This window comes from Nonomuraea basaltis, assembly GCF_005893125.1.
GTDB lineage: Bacteria > Actinomycetota > Actinomycetes > Streptosporangiales > Streptosporangiaceae > Nonomuraea > Nonomuraea basaltis.
Window position 1 is genome coordinate 47,056 of sequence record NZ_VCJS01000058.1, and the last position, 15,860, is coordinate 62,915.

The 15,860-nt window shown below is 71.1% G+C and carries 16 protein-coding genes; 1 reads left to right on the forward strand and 15 read right to left on the reverse strand.

Annotated elements, in window-relative coordinates; all coding sequences use genetic code 11:
- Window positions 1-173: 173 nt before the first annotated feature.
- The 7 genes from EJK15_RS26385 to EJK15_RS26410 all read right to left on the reverse strand — a co-directional run bounded on the left by EJK15_RS26385 (window position 174) and on the right by EJK15_RS26410 (window position 7,373).
- Window positions 174-2,897 carry a DEAD/DEAH box helicase gene (locus EJK15_RS26385; RefSeq protein WP_171074545.1) on the reverse strand — a complete coding sequence of 908 codons (2,724 nt, stop codon included), beginning with the start codon at window positions 2,895-2,897 and terminating at the stop codon, window positions 174-176.
- A gap of 147 nt (window positions 2,898-3,044) precedes the next feature.
- Complete coding sequence (locus EJK15_RS26390; protein WP_138713152.1) at window positions 3,045-3,932, reverse strand: diacylglycerol/lipid kinase family protein; 888 nt, start codon at window positions 3,930-3,932, stop codon at window positions 3,045-3,047.
- A gap of 16 nt (window positions 3,933-3,948) precedes the next feature.
- Window positions 3,949-4,839: a twin-arginine translocase subunit TatC gene (tatC, locus tag EJK15_RS26395; RefSeq protein ID WP_240777222.1), complete on the reverse strand. Its 891-nt coding sequence runs from the start codon at window positions 4,837-4,839 to the stop codon at window positions 3,949-3,951.
- Window positions 4,840-4,870: 31 nt separating this feature from the next.
- A complete protein-coding gene (tatA, locus tag EJK15_RS26400) occupies window positions 4,871-5,191 on the reverse strand; it encodes a Sec-independent protein translocase subunit TatA (RefSeq protein WP_138713153.1) in 321 nt (106 codons plus the stop codon).
- Window positions 5,192-5,258: 67 nt separating this feature from the next.
- The gene (locus tag EJK15_RS70860; protein ID WP_171074546.1) at window positions 5,259-5,414 is read right to left on the reverse strand and encodes a hypothetical protein; all 156 of its coding nucleotides are present in this window, start codon (window positions 5,412-5,414) and stop codon (window positions 5,259-5,261) included.
- On the reverse strand, window positions 5,411-6,376 hold the full coding sequence (locus EJK15_RS26405) for a helix-turn-helix transcriptional regulator (RefSeq protein WP_138713154.1): 966 nt from the start codon (window positions 6,374-6,376) through the stop codon (window positions 5,411-5,413). The genes EJK15_RS70860 and EJK15_RS26405 overlap by 4 nt, the downstream gene beginning before the upstream one ends.
- Window positions 6,377-6,410: 34 nt before the next feature.
- On the reverse strand, window positions 6,411-7,373 hold the full coding sequence (locus EJK15_RS26410; RefSeq protein WP_138713155.1) for a helix-turn-helix transcriptional regulator: 963 nt from the start codon (window positions 7,371-7,373) through the stop codon (window positions 6,411-6,413).
- A 38-nt stretch (window positions 7,374-7,411) separates the two neighbouring features.
- Here EJK15_RS26410 and EJK15_RS26415 point away from each other — a divergent pair, with 38 nt between their 5' ends.
- The gene (locus EJK15_RS26415; protein WP_138713156.1) at window positions 7,412-8,479 is read left to right on the forward strand and encodes a DUF3866 family protein; all 1,068 of its coding nucleotides are present in this window, start codon (window positions 7,412-7,414) and stop codon (window positions 8,477-8,479) included.
- Here EJK15_RS26415 and EJK15_RS26420 read toward each other — a convergent pair.
- From EJK15_RS26420 to prcB, 8 genes are all read right to left on the reverse strand, one after another.
- Entirely contained in the window at window positions 8,425-8,916 is a 492-nt protein-coding gene (locus EJK15_RS26420) for a DUF3291 domain-containing protein (RefSeq protein ID WP_138713157.1), read from the reverse strand. The genes EJK15_RS26415 and EJK15_RS26420 overlap by 55 nt on opposite strands.
- Before the next feature lie 20 nt (window positions 8,917-8,936).
- Window positions 8,937-9,581 (reverse strand): helix-turn-helix transcriptional regulator, encoded by a 645-nt coding sequence (locus EJK15_RS26425; RefSeq protein ID WP_138713158.1) that lies wholly within the window; start codon window positions 9,579-9,581, stop codon window positions 8,937-8,939.
- Between the two features lie 49 nt (window positions 9,582-9,630).
- A complete protein-coding gene (locus tag EJK15_RS26430) occupies window positions 9,631-10,530 on the reverse strand; it encodes an FKBP-type peptidyl-prolyl cis-trans isomerase (RefSeq protein ID WP_138713159.1) in 900 nt (299 codons plus the stop codon).
- 325 nt (window positions 10,531-10,855) lie between these two features.
- On the reverse strand, window positions 10,856-11,761 hold the full coding sequence (locus EJK15_RS26435) for an FKBP-type peptidyl-prolyl cis-trans isomerase (protein WP_171074547.1): 906 nt from the start codon (window positions 11,759-11,761) through the stop codon (window positions 10,856-10,858).
- Between the two features lie 105 nt (window positions 11,762-11,866).
- The gene (pafA, locus tag EJK15_RS26440; protein WP_138673524.1) at window positions 11,867-13,225 is read right to left on the reverse strand and encodes a Pup--protein ligase; all 1,359 of its coding nucleotides are present in this window, start codon (window positions 13,223-13,225) and stop codon (window positions 11,867-11,869) included.
- Between the two features lie 126 nt (window positions 13,226-13,351).
- Window positions 13,352-13,876, reverse strand: a complete 525-nt coding sequence (locus EJK15_RS26445) for a hypothetical protein (RefSeq protein WP_240777223.1) — start codon at window positions 13,874-13,876, stop codon at window positions 13,352-13,354.
- A 168-nt stretch (window positions 13,877-14,044) separates the two neighbouring features.
- Window positions 14,045-14,851 (reverse strand): proteasome subunit alpha, encoded by an 807-nt coding sequence (gene prcA, locus EJK15_RS26450; protein ID WP_138713161.1) that lies wholly within the window; start codon window positions 14,849-14,851, stop codon window positions 14,045-14,047.
- A gap of 21 nt (window positions 14,852-14,872) precedes the next feature.
- The gene (prcB, locus tag EJK15_RS26455; protein WP_138713162.1) at window positions 14,873-15,721 is read right to left on the reverse strand and encodes a proteasome subunit beta; all 849 of its coding nucleotides are present in this window, start codon (window positions 15,719-15,721) and stop codon (window positions 14,873-14,875) included.
- Window positions 15,722-15,860: the final 139 nt, after the last annotated feature.

The window sequence follows — 15,860 nt, forward strand, 5'->3', positions numbered from 1 at the left end:
CCAAAGATGCTACTTAGAACTGGTTCTCAGGTGCATGCCGGCCGGCCACTTCTCCGGCCTGCCGGCGCGCGCGGCTCGACGGCGGCATGCCGACGGCCGTCAGCGTCGGCGCGGGCCTGCCGGACCTGGTGCTGACGGCCGTCGGCGTCGTCGAGGCGACGACCAGCGGGTGCTCAGGTGAGCGAGGAGTAGGCCACCACCCCGCGCCGCATGGCGTCCACGGCCTTGACCGCGGTCTGCTTGACCTTGCTGCCCGGCGGCGCCGCGTTGCCGAGCTGGCCGAGCAGGTCCATCAACTGCTTGACCCACCGTACGAAGTCGCCGGCGGCCAGCTCGTTGCCGTTCACGCCCTCCATGAGCACGGCGTCCAGCGTGTGCCCCTTCGTCCAGCGGAAGGCGGCCCAGGCGAAGCCCAGATCGGGCTCCCTGATGGTGGACAGCCCGTGGTCGGACTCGATGCCCTCCAGCTCCCCCCACAGCCGGATCATCGCCGTCAGCGCGTCCTGGGCCCGGCCCGCGGGGATCTTGGGCCGGCGGGCGTCGTCGGCGGCCCGCGACTCGAACACCAGCGCCGACACGCACGCCGCCAGCTCGGCCGGCTCCAGCTCCTCCCACAGCCCCTTGCGCAGGGACTCGGCGGTCAGCAGGTCCAGCTCGGTGTAGAGGCGGCCCAGGCGGCGGCCCTCGTCGGTGACCGCCTCACCGTCGAGGTAGCCGAGCTGCACCAGCACCGAGCAGATGCGGTCGAACGTACGGGAGATGACGTGCGACCGGCCCTCGACGCGGCGGCGCAGCCCTTCGGTCTCGCGCAGCAGCTTGTAGTAACGCTCGGCCCAGCGGGCGTGGTCCTCACGCTCGTCGCAGCCGTGGCAGGGGTGCTGGCGGATGCGCCGGCGCAGCTCGTTGACCTCCTCGTCCTCCACGGCGTGGTCACGCGCCCGGTCCGGCTTGCCGAGGTCGCGGTCGCCGAGCTTGGCGAGCAGCGTGGAGACGAGGTTGGCGCGCTCCTTGGGCGAGCGGCCGTTGAAGTTCTTCGGGATGCGCAGCTTCTCGAGCGGCTCGACCGGCACCGGGAAGTCGGCCGGATCGAGCTTCTTGACCTGCTTGCCGATCGTCAGCACGAGCGGGCTCGGCCCTTGGCCGCGCGGGTTGCGGCCGGGGTCGAGCACGATCGCCAGGCCTGCCCGGCGCCCGCCGGGCACCCGGATGACGTCGCCGGGCTGCAGCGCCTCCAGCGACCGCACGGCGGCGGCTCGCCGGGCGGCGCCGCGCTGCTTGGCCAGCTCGGTCTCGCGGTCGGACAGCCGGCGGCGTAGCGCCGCGTATTCGGGGAAGTCGCCCAGGTGGCACGTCATGGCCTCCTGGTAGCCCTCCAGCGCGTCTTCGTGCTTGCGCAGCTGCTTGGCCAGCCCCACGACCGCCCGGTCGGCCTGGAACTGCGCGAACGACTCTTCCAGCAGCGTCCTGGCGCGTTCCCGGCCGAACTGGCCGACCAGGTTGACCGCCATGTTGTAGGAGGGCTGGAAACTGGAGCGCAGCGGGTAGGTGCGGGTGCCGGCCAGGCCCGCCACCGACAGCGGGTCCATGCCCGGCTGCCACAGCACCACGGCGTGCCCCTCGACGTCGATGCCGCGCCGCCCGGCCCGCCCGGTGAGCTGGGTGTACTCGCCCGGCGTGAGGTCGGCGTGGGTCTCGCCGTTCCATTTGTCGAGCTTCTCGATCACCACGCTGCGGGCCGGCATGTTGATGCCGAGCGCGAGCGTCTCGGTGGCGAAGACGGCCTTGACCAGCCCGCGGGTGAACAGCTCCTCCACGACCTCCTTGAACGCCGGCAGCATGCCCGCGTGGTGTGCGGCCAGGCCGCGCTCCAGGCAGTCGCGCCACTCCAGGTAGCCCAGCACCGCCAGGTCCTCGTCGGGCAGGTGCGCGGTGCGCTCGTCGACGAGCTGCCTGATCTCGTGCAGCTCGCGGTCGGTGGTGAGCCGGATGCCGGCGTGCAGGCACTGCTGCACGGCGGCCTGGCAGCCGGCCCGGGAGAAGATGAACGTGATCGCCGGCAGCAGCCCCTCGGCGTCGAGCTTCTCGATCACCTGCACCCGGTCCGCCGGGCGGGAGCGCTGCGGCCGCCCGTAGCCGCGCCGGCCCCGGCCCGCGGTCAGCCGCTCGGCGTCCCGCGTCACCCGCATCAGCGCGGGGTTGATCCGCGGCGTCAGGTCGTCGGCCATGAACATGTCGTAGATCAGGTTGCCGACCATCATGTGCTGCCACAGCGGCACCGGCCGGATCTCGTCGACGATCACCGTGGTGTCGCCGCGCACGTCGCCGAGCCACTCGCCGAACTCCTCGGCGTTGCTCACGGTCGCCGACAGCGCCACCAGCCGCACCGACTCCGGCAGATGGATGATGACCTCTTCCCACACCGCGCCGCGGAAGCGGTCGGCCAGATAGTGGACCTCGTCCATGACCGCGAACCCGAGCCCGGCCAGCGTCGCCGACCCGGCGTAGAGCATGTTGCGCAGCACCTCGGTGGTCATCACCACGATCGGGGCGTCGCCGTTGATGCTGTTGTCGCCGGTCAGCAGGCCGACTTTGGCAGTGCCGTAGCGCTTGACCAGGTCGTTGTACTTCTGGTTGGACAGCGCCTTGATGGGGGTGGTGTAGAAGCACTTACGGCCCTGCTCCAGGGCGAGGTGGACGGCGAACTCGCCGACGACCGTCTTGCCCGACCCCGTGGGCGCCGCCACCAGGACGCCGTCGCCGGCCTCCAGGGCGCGGCACGCGTCGAGCTGGAAGTCGTCCAGCGCGAAGTCGTAGTGACCTCGGAACGATCTGAGAGCGGCGCCGTCGTCCCCGTACTTCTGGCGGAAGGCCGCGTAGCGTTCCGCTGGCGTTGTCATACCCGTCAGCCTACCGAAATCGCCATTCCGGTCTGTCCAGCCCATTCCGCCGTCCCGCCCTCCGATCGCACCCGCCGCACTCCGGGCCGAGGTCCTTCGGGGTGGCGGGTCTGGTTGACACGCGCCGACGCCTTTACAATGTAGATCTCAAACGATGACCCGCAGCGCCCCCGGCCGCACCTCGCACTCCACCGGCACCGCCCCGATCCGTTCGCCGTCCGCGTACGCCACCACGTCGGCGGCCTCCAGCCGCACGCTGCGCACCCTCCGCACCGACACCGCCCGGTGCCCGACGTGCGTCCCCCGGTACACGCTCGGGAACACCCGCAGGAACTCGCTCTTGGAGAGGGCGTCCACCATCATCACGTCCAGCAGCCCGTCGTCGGGCCTGGCGTCGGGGCAGACCCGCATCCCGGCACCGTAGGAGCAGGTGTTGGCCACGGCCACCATCATGGCCTCCCGCTCGATCACCTCGTCCCCGTCGAGCGTGACCCGGAACGGTATGGGCCGGAACGAGCGCAGCTCGCCCGCCACCGCGACCATGTACCGGGCCGTCCCCGGCGGCCAGGTGAGCCGGTTGGCCCGCTCGTTGACGCGCGAGTCGAACCCGCAGCACAACACCCCGGCGAACAGCTCGTCGGCGCGGCCGGCGCGGACGCGGGCGACGTCGACCAGCCGGGACTTCATGCGCAGCACGGTGCGGGCCGCCGCGACGGGATCCTTGCACGGCACGCCGAGCGCGGCCGCGATGTCGTTGCCGGTGCCCGCGGGGATGATGCCGAGCGGCACGTCGGTGCCCGCCACGGCCTGCACGGCCAGGTGCACCAGGCCGTCCCCGCCGAAGGCCACGAGCGCGTCCGGGCGTTCGGCGACGGCGGTGCAGGCGCGTTCCAGCGCGTCGGCGGCGTCGTCGCCGACGATCACCGACAGCTCGGCCCCGCCGGCCCGCAGGCGGCGCGCCACGGGCTCGAGCAGGGGCAGCGTACGGCCGCCGCGGGCGGCCGGGTTGACCAGCAGGGCGAGTTGAGGGGACACGCCCGGAACTTATCGCCTATCGCACCGAACCGGAATCCTCTTCGGATCGCTTGTCCCCGGGATCGTCGTCGAGCGGCGTGTCCTCGGGCAGCGGCGAGGCCTCGTCGTCGGACAGATTCTCGAACTCGCTCTGCGGACGCCGCCTCTCCCGCAGATACATGATCAGCTCGGCCACCGAGAACAGGACGATCATCGGCGCGGCCAGCGCCATCATGGTGATGGGGTCGCCGCCGGGCGTGACCACGGCGCCGAACACGAACATCAGGAAGATGACCAGCCGCCGGTGCTTGGCGACGGTGGCGTGGGACAGCACTCCGATGAAGTTGAGGAACACCAGCATCAGCGGCAGCTCGAACGACACCCCGAAGATCAGCAACATGATCAGGACGTAGTCGAGATAGTCGTCGATCGAGATGGTGGCGACCGTGCCCTCGAGCGAGAAGCCCAGCAGGAACGACAGGGCGGTGTCCATGATGACGTAGGACAGCGCCGCGCCCAGCGTGAACAGCGGGATGGCCAGCCCCAGGAACGCCAGCGTGTAGCGCTTCTCAGCGCGGTAGAGGGCCGGGGTGACGAACGCCCAGATCTGGTAGAGCCAGGCGGGTGACGACACCACCAGGCCGACCATCAACGAGACCTTCAACGTGATGAAGAACGACGAGAAGATGCCCGTGTAGGTCAGGCTGCACTCGCCGGTGAGCTGTTGGGACTGATCGGTGGAGCAGTAGGGCTCCTTGAGCAGCTCCCACACCGGGGTGGAGACGATCCAGCCGACGACCAGGCCCAACGCCACGGCGGCAAACGCGATGAGCAGCCGGTTACGCAACTCCCGCAGATGCTCCATGAGGGGCATGCGGCCCTCGGGATCCTCCCCGCGTTTGGGGCCCGACCGTTTCAGCAGCGCCATCTAGCAGTCCAGGTGACGAGGGGACGGGTGGTCAGGGACGCTTGTCGGACTGGGCGCCGGCGCGCAGCCGCGCGGCCTGCTCCTCAAGCTGACGGGCCTGCTCCTCGGCGGACACCTCCGGCGAGGGCGGCGCGGCCGGGATCTGCTGCGGCGGCGTCGGCTGTGCCTGGTGCTGGGCCTGCACGACGGTCGGCTTGTCGTCGTCGACGTCCTCGGCCATCTTGCTGGTCTCCGCCTTGAAGATGCGCAGGGACCGTCCGACGCCACGAGCAAGGTCCGGCAGCTTCTTGGCGCCGAAAAGCAAGACCAAGGCCACCAGGATCAGGATGATCTCCGGAGCTCCCAAGTTCATGTGCCGTCCTTCATGGTGAGCGGAGTGCTGTTCTTAGCCCCGATCGTACGCTGCCAGGGGCTCTGCCTCATCCCCTGAGGTCCTCTTTGCTCCTGAATTGCGCGTGAACTTGGTTCATTTCCCTGTTCAACCCCCGTGCCGCGGCCGCGACCCGGGCGCCCGCGACCCCGAGCACGACCAGCCCGGCCACGACCAGCCCGGCGGCCAAGAAGATCCACGTCATGTCCGGTGAGCGTACAGGGCCAGGGCGCGCTCGGCCTCCCGGCGCACGGTCTCGGCCATCTCGGGCGGCGACACGACCCGGCCGGTGTCGCCCAGGCGCAGCGCCAGCTTGAGTATCCAGTCCTGGTCGCGGGCCCGCAGCGCCACCCGCAGCCGGCCCTCGCCCAGCTCGGTGACCTGCTCGCAGGGGTAGTACTCGGCCACCCACCGCCCGGCCGCGCTGACCTCCAGCTCGACCAGCTCGTCGGTGGGCGAGGGCCGGAAGACGCCCCGGGTGACATCGATGGGCTCGGCCTCGTCGGGCGGGTCGGCGGGCACGTCGAGCACGTCCACGCCGAGCATCCGGTCGAGCCTGAACAGCCGCATCGCCTCGGCCCGGTAGCACCAGCCCTCCAGGTAGGCGCGGCCGTCGACGACGACGACCCGGGTGGGGTCGACCTCGCGCGGCGTCACCTCGTCGCGGCCCGGCACGTAGTAGCGCAGCGACAGCCGCCGCTTCCTGGTGAGCGCCTCGCGCACGCGCGGCAGCGCGTCGGGGGCGGCGTCGACGTCGACGGCGACCTGGCTGCTGACGGTGGCGGCGCCCTCGCCGGCGGCCCGCTCCAGCTTGGCCATCACACGCGGCAGCGCGTCGCCCGGCACCTCCGCCAGCTCTGGAGTGGCGGCCAGCATGCGCAGCGCCACCAGCAGGGCGCTGGCCTCGTCGATGCCGAGCCGCAGCGGCCGGGCGATGGTGTCGGCGTTGTCGATGATGATCTCGCCGCCGTCCCAGGACACGTCGATGAGGTCGCCGGGCGTGTGCCCGGGCAGCCCGCACATCCACACGAGCTGCAGGTCGTCGATGAGCTGCTTCTCGCTCAGCCCGAACACCGCGGCCACCTCGCCGACCTGCGCCCCGGGGTGGGACCTCAGGTACGGCACCAGCGCCAGCAGCCGCGGCAGCCGATCCGCCGACCCACTCATGCGAACCCTCCGGCGGATCCCGTGGTCGCCGCTGTCATGCCATGGCCCCCTTCAGTCTGCGGATGACGGCCTCGCGGGCGTCCGGCGGCTCGACGACCTCGACGTCGCCGCCGAGGCTGGCCATCCAGCCGGCCAGCCGCTCGGGGTCGGAGAAGGCCAGCTCGGCCTCGTCCCACCCATCGGTGCCTGGGTGGACGGCCCTGGCGAGCTGCCGCACCCCCTCGCACGCCCCCTGGCGCACGCGGACGACGGCGACCCGCTCGTCCATCGGCTCGTCGGGGAAGCCGACCATGGCCCGCAGGTCGATTCCCTCGGGCACCTCGACGGCCCTCGCCTTGCCGAAGGCGGCGACCTGCCCGGTGATGCGGCTGAGCCGGAAGGCGCGCGGCGCCTGCCGGTCGCGGTCGTACCCCGCCAGATACCAGCGGCCGCGGCGGCTGACCACGCCCCACGGCTCCACGGTGCGGCTGCGCACGGTCTCGCTGCCGGCACCGCGGTAGTCGAAGCGCACCACCCGCCGGTCGCGCACGGCGTCCCACAGTGCGGGGAAGGCCGGGTCGCGAGTGTCGACGCGCAGCTCCAGCGCGCCCCCGCCCATCGGCCCGCCGACCGGCTGGTCGGTGGCCACGCCGCCGGCGCGCAGCTTCAGCAGGGCCCCCGAGGCGGCCTCGGCCAGGCTGGCGCGCTGCCACACCTGGGCGGCCAGGCCGAGCACGGCGGCCTCGTCGGGCTCCAGCGTGATCTCCGGCAGTTCGTACGACTGCCGCTCGATCCGGTAGCCGGGCTCGTCCTCCCACGGGTCGCGCACCACGTCGATGGGGATGCCGATCTCGCGCAGCTCGTTCTTGTCCCGCTCGAACATGCGCTGGAACGCCTCGTCGCCGTCGCGGTCGTAGCCGGGCACGGCCTGGCGGATCTGCTCGGCCGACAGCGGGCGCCGCGTGGCGAGCAGGCAGATCACCAGATTGAGCAACCGTTCTGTCTTCCGGCGCGACATCTGCCTCACTCCTCCTTCATCGACGCTACCCTGCCCCCGTGATCAGATGGCGCAAGGGCGAGGTCGTACGGATCCGGCGCGAGTGGCCGGGAGCGGTGGAGCTGGACGTCGCCGTCCCCGAGGGGGAGTGCCGGGCGCTCGCGTACCCGCCATTGGTGGGCCGCCCGGAACCCGGCGACGAGGTGCTGCTCAACACGACCGCGCTCGCGATGGGTCTCGGTACGGGAGGTTACGCCATGGTGGTGGCCGTCCCGAACCGTTTGCCGGAAGATCCCGAGGGACCGGGGCACCTGGTGAAGGCCAGGTACACGCCGCTGCAGGCCACCGTGCTGGGCGCTGACGAGCAGGATTCCCCGCATCACGACAAATTGCGGGAGGCGGACTCGCTGGACGGCATGCCGGTGATCGTGGCCGATCTGCACTCGGCGCTGGCCCCGATCCTGTGCGGCCTGTACGAGGCGGCGCCCGGGACACGGGTGGCGTACGTGATGCTGGACGGCGGCGCGCTGCCGGTGTGGTTCTCGATGGCGGCCGCCCGGCTGCGCGAGGTGGGCTGGCTGGCGGGCGTGGTGACGGTCGGGCAGTCGTTCGGCGGCGACGTGGAGGCGGTCACCGCGCACACCGGGCTGCTGGCGGCCAGACACGTGCTGGAGGCCGACGTGGCGATCGTCACGCAGGGCCCCGGCAACCTGGGCACGGGGACCAAGTGGGGCTTCTCGGGCGTGTCGGCGGGCGAGGCGGTCAACGCGGCGGCGGTGCTACGGGGCCGGCCGGTGGCGGCGCTGCGGGTCAGCGAGGGCGACCTGCGCGAGCGCCACTACGGCGTCTCCCACCACTCGCTGACCGCCTACGGCCGGGTGGCCCTGGCCCCGGCGGACGTGCCGGTGCCGGAGCTGCCCGGCGAGTTCGGCGAGCGGGTCAGGGACCAGGCCGAGCTGCTGGCCGTGCGGCACCGCCTGGTGCCGGTGCCCGTGGACGGCCTGCACGAGGCCCTGCGCGCCGCCCCGCTGCGGATGTCGACGATGGGCCGGGGGCTGGAGGAGGACCTGGCCTACTTCCTGGCCTCGGCGGCGGCGGGCAGGCTGACGGCCTCGCTGCTGTCGTAGGCATCCTTGAACGTGAACGCCTCGGGGCTCGGCCCCTCCGCCTTGAGGCGTTCCAGCCGCGCCATCCCCTCGGCCAGCGACGGGATGTACCCCTCGGGGATCCACCACATCACCATGTACGGCTCCGCCATCCGCAGGAACCACTCCCTGCGGCGGCGCAGCACGCCCAGGTGGGCGCTGCGGTAGGCGTAGTTCCACAGCGTCTCCAGTGACTCCCACACCGAGAAGTTGACCAGCAGGTAATCGCCGTAGTCGTGGATCACCGTGGCGGTGGGGTCGCTCTCGCTCTCCTTCAGCCGCCACACGAATCCGGGGGCCTCGTCGGCGACGGTGTTGACGGGCTCGAGCAGGGCGACGAATTCGGCGAGCTCGGGGGCGTCGATGGGGGCGCGCAGGTGGGCGACGTTCAGCTGGGCGAGATGCATGACGCTCAGCACACCATCCCTCCCCTTCTATGTCAATCTTTATTTGTTTTAGAAAGGGAGACGCAGCACTCCCCCGGCCGCGGATCCAGCCTCGCCCTGGCGGGGTCGTCGCCGAGCCCCTCCAGCAGGCCCTGGCACAGGGCCAGGTTGATGGAGCACACCAGCAGCGGCTGCTTCTCGGCCAGCACGTGGAACGGGCAGTTGCGCAGCCGCAGCACCCCGCCCTCCTCGTACGGCTCGTAGCCGCGCTCCCCCAGCACCCGCTCCACGGGCTCGCCGGCGTGCTCGCCCGCCATCCGCGCGCCCGCGCCGCGCGCCGCCCGCTCGGCCTGCTCCTCGGCCCCGAGGAGGTCCACCACGTCCGCCAGGACCGAGGCGAGGGTGGCGTAGTCGCGCGCCGGCAGGCTCACCGACCGCTCTCCCCTGGCCCTGCGGTAGACCTTGGCCGGCCGGCCACTGCCCGGGCCCTTCTTCTCCTGCGGCCGGAAGCCGCTCTCCAGCAGCCCGGCCTCGACGAGCTTGTCGAGGTGGTGCCCGGCCAGCGTCCTGGACACGCCCGTCGCCTCGGCCGCCTCTCCCCTGCCCACGTCGCCGCCGCCGGCCGTGACGGCGTCGTACAGGCTGCGGCGTACGGGGTCGTGCAGCAGGGCCAGCGCGTCGAGGTCGTCGCTACTCACAGGCGGAGTCTATGAAAGCTTCCGCCCGGCGCGCTCATGCCCTCGGTGCTCAGTAGGCGGCGATGACGTCCACCACGAAGACGAGGGTGTCGGAGCCCGTGATGCCGTACGCGGGGTGTCCCGGGGCGCCGTACCCGTAGGAGGGCGGGACGATCATCAGGACGCGACTGCCGACCGGCACGCCCACCAGCGCCTTGTCCCACGCCTTGATCACGCTGCCGTCACCGATCCGGAACGCCTTCGGCTGCCCGGTCGTCCACGTGGCGTCGAAGACGCGGCGCCGGCTCCAGATCGCGCCCGCGTACTGGGTGACCACCAGCTGCCCCGCCTGCGTCCTGCGCCCGCCGCCCCGGTCGAGCACCCTGGCGGCGAACCGGGCGGGCGGCGCGGTCGCGGGCACCGCCAGCCGCGGCCGGGCCCCGCCGGTGACGCGGACGCCCGCCAGCGAGCCGCCCCGGCCCTCGATCGAGGCGCCCTTGGGGTGGGCGCCGAGGATGTCGACGACGTAGAACAGCTCGTCGGCCGGCTGGATACCGCGCGGCGGGTTCGGGCCGAAGCCGTCCTCGGGCGGGATGGCCGCGATGACCCGGCTGCCCACCGTACGGCCCCGCAGCGCCCGGTCCAGGCCCGGCAGCAGCCGTCCCACCGGGAACGCCGCCGGGGTGCCGCGGTTGAAGCTGGAGTCGACCAGGCGGTTCTGCCGGCCGTCCCACACGTGCGCGGTGTACTGGACGATCGCCACGTCGTCCTGCTCCAGCCGCGCGCCCTTGCCCGTGGCCAGCTCGTCCACCTGCAGCCCGGCCGCCGGCCTGCCACCGGGAAAGACGACGGTGGGCCTGGCGCCGAACGCGCCGCCCACCTTCAGGTCCAGGGCGCCGGCCGGCTCGTCCGTGCAACCGGCCGTCATCAGCGGCGCCAGCAGCAGCAACGCGACGGCACGGCGGAGCATCGGCCCTCCCACGCGGAACGGCCCGGCGACGGTGCGCCGCCCGGGCCTCGCGATGCTACCGCGATGTCGGATCACGCGTCAGCAAGCTCCCCAATCGCCCCACGGCCGGAACACCGTAACGTCGGGCCACAACCCCGGCAGCGCGCACGACGACCGTTTCACACGACGGCAGGACCGCACGGCCCGCACGTCGGCGTCGTGCGGCCGCAAGCGCACGCGGTGCACGACGCCCGCCCGGACGCGCACGCCGGCACGACCCGCTACGCCCGCCCTGACCGCACGGCGGCGGGACGCCCCGGGCGCAGGGAAAGCGAGGGCCGGGCGGTCAGTAGGCGCCGAGGATGTCCACGACGAACACCAGCGTGCTCTTGGCCGGGATGCCCTCCTGTGCCTGGTCGCCGTACCCGAGGTCCGGCGGGATGCTCATCACGACCCGGCTGCCCACCGGCAACCCGGCCAGGCCCTGCTGCCAGCCCTGGATCACCTGGGCGAGCGGGAACTCGGCCGGCTGGCCCCGCTCCCAGCTCGAGTCGAACTGCTTGTCGGTGCCCCAGATCTTGCCCGTGTAGTGGACGGATAGCGTCTGGCTCGCCTGCACCTTCGCGCCGGTGCCCGTGATGATCGTCTTGACGACGAGCTTGCCGGACGGCTTCTCGCTCGTCTTCGTGGTCAGCGTGGGCGCCTTGTCGCCGCCCGGGTTGTCCACCTTGACGCCCTTGATGCTCTCGCCGGTCTCCTTGCCGGTGGCGGCCTTCAGCGCCGCCGGCTGGGCACCGACCACGTCGATCACGAACACCTTGGTCGGCTCGGCGGGCGTCGTGGCCTGCTGCTGGGCGACCGAGTCGTTGGCGAGCACGGCCAGCAGCCGGCCGCCGTGCTTGACCTTGGTGAAGCCCTCCTTCAGCACCGGCGGCAACTGCTCGTTGACCGGGACCGTCTCGGGTTTCTTGGTGTCGTACGAGGAGCCCTGGACGGCGTTGCCCTTGCCGTCCCAGTTGTAGACGGTCAGGTTGACGATCAGCTTGTCGCCGGCCTTGACCTCCGCGCCGGTGCCCGCCTGCAGCACCTCATAGGACGACTTCGTGGCGGGCGCGCCGGAGGGGAAGGCCACCGTGGGCTTGGCGCCCACATTCCCGGTGACCTTCACCCCGGCCGACCCGCCCGCGGGGGCGCTGGGGGCCGCGCCGCCGTTGTCGGAGCCGCACGCGGCGGCGAACAAGATCAAAGGCATGGCTGCCAGTACGGCCAGAACGCGGCGCATGCGTGTCCCTCGGAAAGACGTCAGATTCGCGTCACCCTACCTGACATCCAGGTAGGGCCGAGGTAAACGCGGCCCTTACATCCCGGCGATGAGCTTGTCCACGCGCTCGTCCACGCTGCGGAACGGGTCCTTGCACAGCACCGTGCGCTGCGCCTGGTCGTTCAGCTTGAGATGCACCCAGTCGACGGTGAAGTCGCGGCGCTTCTCCTGCGCCTTGCGGATGAACTCGCCGCGCAGCCGCGCCCTGGTCGTCTGCGGCGGCACCGACTTGGCCTCGAAGATCTTCAGGTCGGACGCCACCCGCTCCACCGAGCCGCGCTTCTGCAGCAGGTAGAACAGGCCGCGCTTACGGTGCACGTCGTGGTAGGCGAGATCCAGCTGCGCCACGCGCGGCGACGACAGCGGCAGGTCGTACTTCTTGCGGTAGCGCTCGATGAGCTGGTATTTCGTCACCCAGTCGATCTCCCGCGACACCAGGTCGAGGTCGCCGGTGTCGACCGCGCGCAGCGTGCGCTCCCACAGCTCCAGCACCCGGTGCGCGATGGCGTCGCCGCCGCGTCGGTCGACGAAGTCCTTCGCCTTCGACAGGTACTCCTGCTGGATCTCCAGGCTGGACGCCTCGCGCCCGTTGGCCAGCCGCACCCTGCGCCGGCCTGTCATGTCGTGGGAGACCTCACGGATCGCCCGGATCGGGTTCTCCAGCGACAGGTCGCGCATCACCGTGCCCGCCTCGATCATGCGCAGCACCAGGTCGGTGGCGCCGACCTTGAGCAGCATGGTGGTCTCGCTCATGTTGGAGTCGCCCACGATGACGTGCAGGCGGCGGAACCGCTCGGCGTCGGCGTGCGGCTCGTCACGGGTGTTGATGATGGGCCGGGACCGGGTGGTGGCGCTGGAGACGCCCTCCCAGATGTGCTCGGCCCGCTGCGACACGCAATAGACGGCGCCGCGCGGCGTCTGCAGGACCTTGCCGGCCCCGCACACGATCTGCCGCGTCACCAGGAACGGAATCAGCACGTCCGCCAGCCGCCCGAACTCCCCGTGCCTGCCGACCAGGTAGTTCTCGTGGCAGCCGTAGGAGTTGCCGGCCGAGTCCGTGTTGTTCTTGAACAGGTAGATGTCTCCGGCGATGCCCTCTTCACGCAGCCGCTTCTCGGCGTCGACGAGGAGACCCTCGAGGATGCGCTCGCCGGCCTTGTCGTGGGTGACGAGCTCGATGACGTTGTCACACTCGGGTGTTGCGTATTCAGGATGGCTGCCCACGTCGAGGTACAGACGTGCGCCGTTGCGGAGGAAGACGTTGCTCGATCGGCCCCAGGACACGACCCGCCGGAACAGGTAGCGCGCGACCTCGTCGGGGGACAGCCTGCGCTGCCCCCTGAACGTGCAGGTCACGCCGTACTCGTTCTCCAGCCCGAAGATGCGACGATCCATCACCTCACACTATGCCCACGGATCGGCGAGCGGGAGAGATCTTCCAGTTGTTTTCCTACCGCAGCCCCGTATACCACGCTTCGTACCCGCGCCCGCCCCCACGGGGCACGGGATCCGCCGCGCAGGTCAGGGGACGTAGATCTCCTGAACCTTGACGATCTTGCCCTTGTGGACGGTGATGAGCGAAGGCTGCTGCCGGCGGTCGTGCCGCTTGATCAGCACGGCCTTGGAGCACCGCTTGTTGCCGAGCCCCGTCTTCCTGTCGATCGTGGCGGACGTCGCCGCGCCGCACCCGTCCGCCGACAGGAAGACCACGTCCTTCGCGATGGGCGAGGCGTACGCCATGACGTCACCCTCGGGCGGGCCGACGAAGTAGCCCTCGGTCTCGGTGCCCTTCTTCCACTTGATCGGCTCGTACTCGGCCACGGTGCCCCGTACACCGGTGATCCTGCCGCGCAGGATGCCGTTGCGGCGTGAGTGGATGCCTTTGGTGAAGTCGTGCTCGGGATCGGCCTGGAACGTCGTGCCGAAGATCTTGGGCGCCTTGTACTTCGGGTACGCCGTGGTGGCGGCCTGAGCGGCCACGCCGGACGTCAGCATCACCGCGGCGGCGACCCCGCCGGCCAGGAGGCTGCGCATGGAAGTGTTCACGCATTCTGAGATCCACGATCATGCCGCCCGGTTCGGGCGAACCATGGTGATACAGATCACACTCCCGGCCTGGCCTTGCCCTGGCAGAACCGCACCCACCCCGGACACGCGTCCGGCGGGGACCGCAGCCCAGGGCCGCGGTCCCCGCCGGACGCGTGAAAAAAAGCCCTACAGCGGCGACGACCCGTCGTCCACGTCCCCCTCAGGCCCCGTGGGAGGCCCCGTGGGAGGCCCCGTGGGAGGCCCCGTGGGAGGCTGCGTGTCGTCCGCGGGCGGGGCGGGCGGCGGCGTGGTGGTCTGGGCGAGCAGCCGCTCCAGCCGCGCCCCCGTCAGCCGGAGGAACTTACGGTGCTCCCGGTTGCGGTCGAGCACCGCCACCTCCAGCTGCCCCACCGGCGGCCGCTCCCCGCCCGGCTCCGTGAGCGCCGCAAGCGCCACCTCCAGCGCGTCGGCCAGCGACATCGACTCGCGGTAGCGCTCCTTGAGCCGGCCCGCCACCGCCTCCGCCTGCCCGCCCATGGCCGCGAAGCCGTGCTCGTCGAACACCGACCCGTCGAACGTCAGCCGGTAGATCGCGTCCCCGTCCTTCGTCTCGCCCACCTCGGCGACGACGACCTCCACCTCCAGCGACTTGATCGACTCGGTGAAGATGCGGCCCAGGTTGGAGGCGTAGAGGTTGGCCAGGCCGCGGCCGGTCACGTCGGAGCGGTCGTAGGTGTAGCCGTTGATGTCGGCGTAGCGGATGCCGCCGAGGCGCAGCTCCTCGAACTCGTTGTAGCGGCCCACGGCCGCGAACCCGATGCGGTCGTAGATCTCGCTGATCTTGTGCAGCGCCCGCGACGGGTTGGGCGCCACGAACAGGATGCCGTCGACGTACTGCAGCACGACGACGGAGCGGCCCCGCGCGATGCCCTTGCGCGCGTAGTCGGCCTTGTCCCGCATGATCTGCTCAGGGGACGCATATCCAAAAGGCATGGACACTGGCGATGGTCCTTTCTAGCGCAGCGGGGCGATGGGGCCGTCGGGGGCGATCAGGCGGGCTTCGAGCATCTGGTTGACGTAGCCGGAGACCTGCTCCTCGCTCAGGCGGCGGAAACCGTCGGCGTCGATCACCGACACGATCGGCCAGATCTTCCTCGACACGTCGGGCCCACCGGTCGCCGAGTCGTCGTCGGCCGCGTCGTAGAGCGCCTGGATCAGGGTCATCGCCATGTCGTCCGCCGTCGTGCCGTCGCGGTAGAGCTTCTTCAGCGACCCACGGGCGAAGATCGAACCCGACCCGATCGCGTCGAACCTCTCCCGCTCGTAGGGCCCGCCCGCCACGTCGTAGCTGAAGATGCGCCCCTCGTCCTTGTCGGGGTCGAACGCCGCGAACAGCGGCACCACCACCAGCCCCTGCATCGCCATGGCGAGGTTGCCCCTGATCATGGTGGCCAGCCGGTTGGCCTTGCCGGCCACCGACATCGCGCGGCCCTCGAGCTTCTCGTAGTGCTCCAGCTCGACACGGAACAGCCGGGCGAACTCGATGCCGGTGCTGGCCGTGCCCGCGATCCCCATGCACGAGTAGTCGTCGGTGCGGAACACCTTCTCCACGTCACGCTGCGCGATGATGTTGCCCGACGTCGCCCGCCGGTCGCCCGCCATGACCACGCCACCGGCGAACGTGGCGGCCACGATCGTGGTCGCGTGCGGAACCTGGTCGCCGATCGGGGTGGCCAGAACCTCATCCCGCTGCGGCAGCAACCCCGGCGCATACGAGCCGACAAACTCCGTGAACGAGGAACTTCCGGTGTTGCGGAAAAGCTGGTAGTCCAAGCCGGCGGGCAGATCCCTGTGCGATGCCACGCGACTCCCTCCCAATCGTCAGTGTTCCTAGGGCGACCCTACTCATGTTGGGTTGCTGTCTGCACTTCCCACGATCAGCTCACGGCGAACCCCCCGCGGGGGCTCCGCCCCCGCGAACCCCCGAAAGGGCGAGGTCCCT